We start from the raw sequence: 7,909 nt of genomic DNA on the forward strand, positions 1-7,909 counted from the left end.
ATAAAACTGATGACACGAAACAACTGGAGTGTACCGGAGACCGAAGTATTACAGCGCGTCCACGAGCGACTCGACGCCGACAGTGCGGACGTCCTCGCGACGATCGTCGACGTCGAGGGGAACGCCTACCGACGGCCGGGTGCGAAGATGCTCCTCGACGAAGCGGGCGACGGCGTCGGCTCCATCACCGCCGGCTGTCTCGAGGACGACCTGCTCGCGGCGGCCCAGTCGGTCCGCGAGGACGGCCAGCCGGAGCTGCTCACGTACGATCTGATGGACGACGAGGACGACGTCTGGGGCCTCGGCGTCGGCTGCAACGGGATCATCGACGTCCTGCTCGAGCCCCTGACCGAGACGTATCGCCCGGCCGTCGAGGCGTTTGCCGACGGCCGAAACGTGGCCGTGCTCACCGTGCTCGAGGACAGCAAGGGGGCGCTCGACCGGGGCGATCGCGCGTACTATCACCCGGGTGACGGGGGGCTGACGACACCGGACGGTGAGCCAGCACCGGCCTGGCCAGACGAACTCGCCGATCCTGCGAAAGATCTCGCCGAGCGCGGACGGGCCGACACGATCGAACTTGACAGCCAGGACCGCCGTCTCGCGGTGTTCATCGACGGGCTCGCTGCCCCGACGGAGTTGGTCATCTTCGGCTCCGGCCACGACGTGGGGCCGGTCACCGAGCTGGCCGCGAAAAACGACTTCCGCGTGACCGTGGTTGGCTTCCGCGGGAGCGTCGACCTCGAGGACCGGTTTCCGGACGCTGACGATACGCTAACCACCTCGCCGGCGGCCGTCGACGACGATCTCGAGTTAGGCGACCGCACCTACGCGGTCGTCATGACACACAACTTCATCGACGACCGGCTGACCGTCGAGCAGTTGCTGGACGCGTCCGTCGGGTATATCGGTCTGATGGGGCCACACAAGCGCTTCGAGAAGATGCTCGCGGAGTTCGAGGACGAGGGCCGGTCGTTCGACGACGAGACGCTGGCGTCGCTGTATACCCCGATCGGACTCGACCTCGGCGGTGGGTCGCCCTACCAGATCGCCCACAGCATCGTTGCGGAGATCCTGGCGGTCTCCAACGATCGAACGCCGCGCCATCTGCGAACCCGAGAGGGCCACATTCACGACCGAATCACCGTGGACTCGCCACCGCAGTAGCGCCCCATCGTAGATGGACGACTGTCAGTCAGTGCCGGTGCACCCACGACCGTCCTGCGCGTCCCGGGAACTCGGGACAGCAGACCGATTCAGTGTCAATTGGCGGCAGAAACCTTCAAGAACGATGAGTGTGAGATCAAGACAGATTCGGTGACTCGTGTGAGCAAGGAAGACGTCGCCGGCGACTCGAGAGCGGGGGCGGGAACCGACACGGACATACCCAGTGACGGGACCGATCGTGAGACGCTCGACCTCGGACTCGGCATCGATATCGCTCTCGAGGCAGTCGAGTCGGACGCCACCGATGTCGAACTCACGTTCGACGAGGAGACACTGCTCGAGGCAGCCGACGAGCCCTCCGCACACGACTCGGTCGTCGGGAACGGCCCACAGCTCGAGGCCGACGAGCGAAAGCGCCTTGAGGCCGACGAACGGGCGCGACTCGAGGCGGTCGACGTCGATTTCGATGCGCTCCGGGAGAAGGCGTGTTCCTACCAGATGTTACTGGATGCCGGCGTCGACGAGTCGACCGCCAAGACCCTGCGACGGCGGTTCTCGCTTCCCTGGTCGTTCGACGGCGACGGCGACCTCGAGCGACGCTCGAGCGAGGTCCGGGGCCTCGGCGCGGCCGAGCGCGAGTGGATCGCCAAAAGCGACGACGAGGCATGGCAGACCTTCGAGTACGACCACTCGCCGATTGCGGCGGTCGTCCGGCAGAAACCGTCGGAGCGGCCGTGGCCGAAGCCGACGCCGGTGACGGCGGTGACTGGTGTCGGCCCCGAGGATGCCGACACGCTGGCCGACGCCGGCATCCACTCGGCGAAACGGCTGGCGACGATCAACGCACTCGAGGTCGCCAGCGTCCTCGAACTCGATATCGTGCACGTCCGGACGTGGCGACACAACGCACGGGAGTTGCTCGAGTGATGCTGTTCGAGACCACGAGTCTCACGTCGATCCCACTCGAGACCGGTGACGAAGGCCCAGCCTGTAAGCTGCAACCGTGTGAGTACTGGCTGTTTGTCGGGAGTATGGGCACCATACGGCAGTTACTGTATTCGAGGAACTCCCGACACAGTACACGTGCGCGAGAGTTGACCGGAACGCAGTCTCTGCCCAGCGTCTCACCACAACCGTCAACTAACAACTACAGTTGTACGTAATTTCGATAACTCGGACCATCAGAGATTTATAGCGGCCAGTTGGACCGTCTAACAGATGATTCCGATCGACGATTCTCCGATCGTTCGCGACGGCAAGTCACTGATTCTCGCGATGGACCACGGATTAGAGCACGGCCCTGTCGACTTCGAGGACGTCCCAGAAAAACTCGATCCGGCGACGGTCTTCGAGACGGCGACTCACGACGCTGTCACCGCGATGGCCGTCCAGAAAGGGATCGCCGAAGGCTACTATCCCAGCTACGAGGACGACGTCAACCTCCTGCTCAAACTCAACGGCACGTCGAACCTCTGGATGGGCGAACCGGACTCGCCGGTCAACTGCTCGGTCGACTACGCCGCGGAACTCGGCGCTGACGCGGTCGGCTTTACCGTCTACAGCGGCTCCAACCACGAAGTCGAGATGTTCGAGGAGTTCCGCGACGCCCAGGAGAAGGCCCGTGAACACGACCTCCCCGTCGTCATGTGGTCGTACCCGCGCGGCCAGGGGCTCAAAAACGACACCAAGCCGGGCACAATCTCCTATGCGAGCCGGATCGCCCTCGAGCTCGGGGCCGACATTGCGAAGGTCAAGTATCCCGGCAGCACCGAGGCGATGGCCCACGCCTGCAAGGCCGCGGGTGACATGAAAGTCGTCATGAGCGGCGGCTCGAAGACCTCCGACTACGAGTTCCTCTCGACCGTCGAGGCCGCCATCAGTGCCGGCTGTACCGGACTGGCCGTCGGCCGCAACGTCTGGCAACGCGAGGACCCGACCCAGCTGCTCGACGCCCTCGAGAAGGTCATCTACGAGGAAGCAACCGCCGACGCCGCACTCGAGGGCTAGGAATGACGGTTTCCGATCCAGTCATCGAGGACGTTATCGCAACGATCAGTCGCTCGGCGACGGAGATCAGACAGGGGCTCATCGGTCGCCGCGGGACCGTCGACGAGGAAAACCCGAGCGGCGAGACACAGGTCGAAGCAGACGTCTGGGCGGACGACTTGCTCGCCGAACGACTCGCCGCGATCGACGGCGTCGGTCAGTATGCAAGCGAGGAGCGAGCCGAGATCCACGACTGCGGCGGTGACCCGGATACGGAGTCGGATACGTACGCAGTCGCCCTCGATCCCCTCGATGGCTCCTCGAACCTCAAATCGAACAACTCGATGGGGACGATCTTCGGCGTCTACGACGCCGCCTTGCCAGCAAGCGGAGAGGCCATCGTGGCCGCCGGCTACATCCTCTACGGGCCGATCACCACAATGGTGCTCGCCACCGACGAGACCGTCTCCGAGTACGAACTGACCGGCGGCGAGCGAACGCTCGTCCAGCGAGACGTCACGCTCCCTGACGACCCCGACGTCTACGGCTTTGGCGGTCGCGTTCCCAACTGGCCCGACGACTTCGAGGCCTACGCCCGGGAGATCGAATCGGAGCTCAAACTCCGGTACGGCGGTGCCATGATCGGCGACGTCAACCAGGTGCTTACTTACGGCGGGGTCTTCGCCTATCCCGGCCTCGAGGACCGACCCGAGGGCAAGCTTCGGCTGCAGTTCGAGGGCAATCCGATCGGCTACATCATCGAACGCGCCGGCGGCCGCTCCTCGAACGGGCAGCAGTCGCTGCTGACCGTTGCACCCGGCGAGTTACACGACCGAACGCCGGTGCACGTCGGGAACACCGCGTTGATCGAGCGACTCGAGGACCGAATCGAGTAGTCGACGCGGCGATACCGCCCTCGTTTTCTGCGGTCGTTTCGAGACGTTAGGGGGAGCGCTCAGTCGAGCGCCACGTCGCAGTCACGGTGACGTAGAGGCCGATACCGACGATCAACAGCGCGTAAAACGCCCACTGTGGCCACGGCTGCTGAAGGAACAGCAGCGTCAACAACAGGACCCAGCCGGTGACGATGAGCAGATCGGCGGCGAGTCGAACGGCGGTGCTCGCAATCGTGGTCGTCGGGCGATCGGCCCGGCCGGAGCTGTCGGTAGTATCGGAGGCCATTAGCGTGCTGGTCGTCGGAAAGTGGATGTTTCAGTGGTCATCAGTGCGTGCATCGATCAGAAGTAGTAGCCGTAGACGTCGGTCAGTCTGTAGGCACCGACACCCCAGACGTAGCTCTGTCCCGGCCACCACGTGCGGGCGTTGTTGAAGCCGGCGACGAGGACGTCCCTGTCGTCACTCTCGGGATCGGCGTGGTAGCTCACCGACCCGCTGTCGCCATCGGTCAGATCCATCTCGCCGCCCCAGCGGATCTGGCCGCGCCGGCAGAACTCGTCGGTAAAGCAGGTAACCGCGTCGATCCCCTGAATCGTTCCGGTCGTATGCCCGGTCACCGCACCGACCTTCTCGAGTGTTTCGTCTCGAGCGATGAGATCGGCGAGTCCGAGCCGGGTGAACTGGCCACGGATACGAGCCGGCGTAGGCGTGTCGATCGTGTTCGAGGGTCTGTATCGGTTCCCGGGCGCGACGGCGACGATATCCTCGACCGGGTGGGCGTATTCGACCGACCCCAACTCGACGGTTTCGGCCCCGGCGACCGGGAGCGAAAGGCGATCAGTAGTTGGATCCGCCCCCGCTCCGAACGCGTGTTCGGCCGTCACGAAGAACTCCTGTCTGGTGTTCGGATCGTACATCACGGGACCGAGCGTGGCGATGCTTCCCGGTGTTTCACAGGCGACACCGCTTGGGATCTCCGCACTCGAGACTGAATCGACGAACCGTGGCTCGAAACCGTCGTATCCGTCCTCGATCTCGTCGATATCGGTGATGGTCTCGACGTCGAGTGAGACGCCGTCGACGAGTCTATCGAACGTCTCTCGGATCGAATCGAAACTACTCGAGACACCGACGGAGACGGAGGCAGTCCCACGTTCGTACGAGCCGGGCACGACGGCACTCCCGAGATAGCCGGTAAAGGCCGTTCGTGCCAACAGTTCGTTCAGTTCGAACGCCTTCGTAACGGATGCATACCACGTTGCCGGAACGGTTCGCGTCCGTTCCTCGAGCGACCACGGATCCTCGGGGTCGGGTCTGACGAGTGCCGTGACGATGGGAACCTCGCCGTCGTCGGCCGCCAGAAAGTCATCGACGCCGAGAAACTGGGCGACACCGAGCGCATAGCCGCCAGTAACGAGGGTCCGGAGGAATTCGCGACGATCCATGCCTGCCTCGAGGCGGTCACGAATCGTCGCGAGCCGCGAGACGAGAGACTCGGTGTGTGTGCCTTCCATACCGCGAGCGTTGTACTGGGCTGTGTATTCGGCCGTGCCGTCTAAGCTAATGTTCACGTACACGTGACCGTCGGTAACGCGTACACGTGAGCGTCGGTAACAGCCGAATGTGACGGCGAAATCGAGCAAAACAGTTTTGCCTGCAACTGCGACACCGCACTGCGTCCATCGAATCCGGTGGTCGGAACACGGATCGACGTGAGAAAGACATCCGCGACTCCTCCGTCCCCATTTTAAGAGCAGCTGCTACCGCCGTCTAGCCCCGGTAATCCGGGATTCGCGTCCCGGTTATCGCTCACTACCGCCCGATCGCCGTCGGCTTCGGGCTCGAGACTGGCGTTTTTGTTCGGGCCGTTCACGCCCCGTAAAGACTCGTTCGACGGGGGTTACCAGCGTATTACGGCGGATGGCGAGTCGCTACGCCTACTATAACAATACCCCGAGTGATGGAACCGTTGCGTGTGTACATCACTCCCAATGGCGGACTGCTGCGGATCGGTTCGACTCCGGTGGGGGATCTATGAGTTCCGACGGCGCATACCTGCGCTTCGAACCGCCGGGCGAGATTACGCCGGTCGCCGTCGAGCGGCTGTTGTGGGTACTCGTCGGGCTCTCACTGGTTGGTGACGTCGTGACGACGTTCGTCGGACTGCATCTGGGGCTGGCGGAATCGAACCCGGTCGCTCGAAGCGCGATCGAGGGGTACGGACTGGCCGGTATGCTCGCATTAAAGGGAGTCGCGATCGGCATCGGACTGATCTGTCGGCCCATGCTCCCCAGCACCTATCGACCGATCGTTCCCGCAGGGCTCGCGATTCCCTGGACTGCTGCCGTCTGTATCAACGTCTATCTGATCTCGACGGCGATCTGAGTCCGTTCTCGATGTGCGTGCATGGCCAGCTCGAAAGTCGCTACCTCGAAACCGGCGCTCGTCGCAGTTCTCTTACGAGTCGGCGGTGGAATCGTCCTCGAGCGTTGCCCGGATCGTTTGTAACTCGACGAGAATTTCCTCGAGGACGTCGTCGGTTGTGCGGTCCGTATCGGAGCGGTCGGTCGCCCGCCCGCGTGAGACGTGGCTGCTAATCAGCTGCTGGACCGTTCGTGGCTCCGGAACGGATCGAAATCGCATCTCGACGCCAGCGCCGCCGGCGGAGCTGACCTCGACGTGGCCGTAGCCAAAGCGCGTGCCGAGTGCACTCTGGCTGTAGGAGGTGTTCTGGACTTTCTCGAAGTCGATCCGCTTGACGTCCCGCGAGAACACGCCCTGTTTCTCGTAGAGCCCGGTCGAGGTCACGACGTAGTCCGTGCTCCGAATCCAGAGGACGGCCCAGCCGACGATCGGGATCGTGATGGCACCGAGCACGGCCACGAGCGCCAGCCCGGCAACCGTACTGAACGGGACGACAGCGAGTGCGAGCACTGGCAACACGAGCAACAGCGCCGTCGGTGCGATCGTCCGCCGATCCGGCCCGCCGGCCCAGAGCACCGACTCGTCGGCATCCAGTGAAAGCCACTCGAGGTCGCCGTTATCTTCCTGTCCGCTCATACGCTCGCGGTCACACAGCGAGGACAAAAGGGTGCTGCTCGGAGCGGGCTGGCTCGCGCCGTCTCGAGAGTGTTCACTCAACCGATGATGTTTCCTCGTGGGCCGCTTGCTGGACCCAGATCGTCTTCGCGTTCACGAACTCCCGAACGCCGTCGCGTGCGAGTTCGCGGCCATAGCCCGAGTCCTTCACGCCGCCAAACGGCAGGCGAGGATCGGACTTGACGAGTTCGTTGACGAACGCGAGCCCTGACTCGAACTGGCGGGCAACCCGCTCGCCCCGCTCGAGATCCGCCGTCCAGACGCTCGCCCCGAGTCCGAAGCGGGTGTCGTTCGCTTTCTCGATCGCGGCTGCCTCGTCGGGGACGCGAAACACCGTCGCCACGGGACCGAACAGTTCCTCGCTGTCCGCGGGCGAGTCGGCGGGGACGTCCGTGAGCACTGTCGGCGGGTAAAAGGCTCCGTCGCGATCCATCGGCTCGCCGCCGAGTCGACACGCCGCGCCCGCCTCGAGGGTCGCCTCAACTTGTTCGTGGAGGTCGTCCATGAGGTCCGCACGCGCTTGCGGGCCGATGTCCGTCGCCTCGTCCATCGGGTTACCGACGAGCTGGTCGTCCATCGCCTCGACGAATCGATCGACGAACTGGTCGTAGACTTCGTCGACGACGATGAACCGCTTCGCCGCGATACACGACTGCCCGGAATTAATACTCACGGACATAAATACGTAAAGACATCTGGAACTTTGATTCGGTTGAGTGCAGAGAGAGCAGCATCACGAAGATCGTCAAGCGTCTCGAAC

8 protein-coding genes and 1 pseudogene are annotated in these 7,909 nt (G+C 63.6%); 5 read left to right on the forward strand and 4 right to left on the reverse strand.

The features are described from left to right. The first annotated feature begins 9 nt into the window (after positions 1–9). From BW940_RS18655 to BW940_RS18670, 4 genes are all read left to right on the forward strand, one after another. The gene (locus tag BW940_RS18655) at positions 10–1,167 is read left to right on the forward strand and encodes an XdhC family protein (RefSeq protein WP_076610704.1); all 1,158 of its coding nucleotides are present in this window, start codon (positions 10–12) and stop codon (positions 1,165–1,167) included. Between the two features lie 159 nt (positions 1,168–1,326). After that, a complete protein-coding gene (locus tag BW940_RS18660) occupies positions 1,327–2,094 on the forward strand; it encodes a hypothetical protein (RefSeq protein ID WP_076610710.1) in 768 nt (255 codons plus the stop codon). 291 nt (positions 2,095–2,385) lie between these two features. Continuing rightward, positions 2,386–3,174, forward strand: coding sequence for a class I fructose-bisphosphate aldolase (locus BW940_RS18665; RefSeq protein ID WP_076610705.1), 789 nt, complete (start codon positions 2,386–2,388; stop codon positions 3,172–3,174). A gap of 2 nt (positions 3,175–3,176) precedes the next feature. Next, positions 3,177–4,049 carry a class 1 fructose-bisphosphatase gene (locus BW940_RS18670; protein WP_076610706.1) on the forward strand — a complete coding sequence of 291 codons (873 nt, stop codon included), beginning with the start codon at positions 3,177–3,179 and terminating at the stop codon, positions 4,047–4,049. A gap of 46 nt (positions 4,050–4,095) precedes the next feature. On the opposite strand, the gene BW940_RS18675 is transcribed toward BW940_RS18670, so the two are convergent. Then, complete coding sequence (locus tag BW940_RS18675) at positions 4,096–4,335, reverse strand: hypothetical protein (RefSeq protein WP_076610707.1); 240 nt, start codon at positions 4,333–4,335, stop codon at positions 4,096–4,098. Between the two features lie 56 nt (positions 4,336–4,391). Further along, positions 4,392–5,564, reverse strand: a complete 1,173-nt coding sequence (locus tag BW940_RS18680) for a hypothetical protein (protein WP_076610711.1) — start codon at positions 5,562–5,564, stop codon at positions 4,392–4,394. 520 nt (positions 5,565–6,084) lie between these two features. On the opposite strand from BW940_RS18680, the gene BW940_RS18685 reads away from it, so the two are divergent. Then, positions 6,085–6,435, forward strand: coding sequence for a DUF5658 family protein (locus tag BW940_RS18685; protein WP_143823947.1), 351 nt, complete (start codon positions 6,085–6,087; stop codon positions 6,433–6,435). A 72-nt stretch (positions 6,436–6,507) separates the two neighbouring features. Here the strand turns inward: BW940_RS18685 and BW940_RS18690 are convergent, their stop codons facing one another. Together BW940_RS18690 and BW940_RS18695 are read right to left on the reverse strand one after the other, a co-directional pair. Continuing rightward, complete coding sequence (locus BW940_RS18690; RefSeq protein ID WP_084776819.1) at positions 6,508–7,110, reverse strand: PH domain-containing protein; 603 nt, start codon at positions 7,108–7,110, stop codon at positions 6,508–6,510. A gap of 73 nt (positions 7,111–7,183) precedes the next feature. Continuing rightward, a pseudogene (locus BW940_RS18695) lies at positions 7,184–7,816 on the reverse strand (aldehyde dehydrogenase family protein); the annotation flags it as partial. Between the last annotated feature and the right edge of the window lie 93 nt (positions 7,817–7,909).

It is taken from the genome of Natronorubrum thiooxidans (genome assembly GCF_900156475.1).
Taxonomy (GTDB): domain Archaea; phylum Halobacteriota; class Halobacteria; order Halobacteriales; family Natrialbaceae; genus Natronorubrum; species Natronorubrum thiooxidans.

Coding starts and splice junctions, on each gene's coding strand:
- BW940_RS18655 (WP_076610704.1), top strand. CDS start 10: ATGACACGAAACAACTGGAGTGTACCGGAGACCGAAGTATTACAGCGC.
- BW940_RS18665 (WP_076610705.1), top strand. CDS start 2,386: ATGATTCCGATCGACGATTCTCCGATCGTTCGCGACGGCAAGTCACTG.
- BW940_RS18670 (WP_076610706.1), top strand. CDS start 3,177: ATGACGGTTTCCGATCCAGTCATCGAGGACGTTATCGCAACGATCAGT.
- BW940_RS18675 (WP_076610707.1), bottom strand. CDS start 4,335: ATGGCCTCCGATACTACCGACAGCTCCGGCCGGGCCGATCGCCCGACG.
- BW940_RS18680 (WP_076610711.1), bottom strand. CDS start 5,564: ATGGAAGGCACACACACCGAGTCTCTCGTCTCGCGGCTCGCGACGATT.
- BW940_RS18685 (WP_143823947.1), top strand. CDS start 6,085: ATGAGTTCCGACGGCGCATACCTGCGCTTCGAACCGCCGGGCGAGATT.
- BW940_RS18690 (WP_084776819.1), bottom strand. CDS start 7,110: ATGAGCGGACAGGAAGATAACGGCGACCTCGAGTGGCTTTCACTGGAT.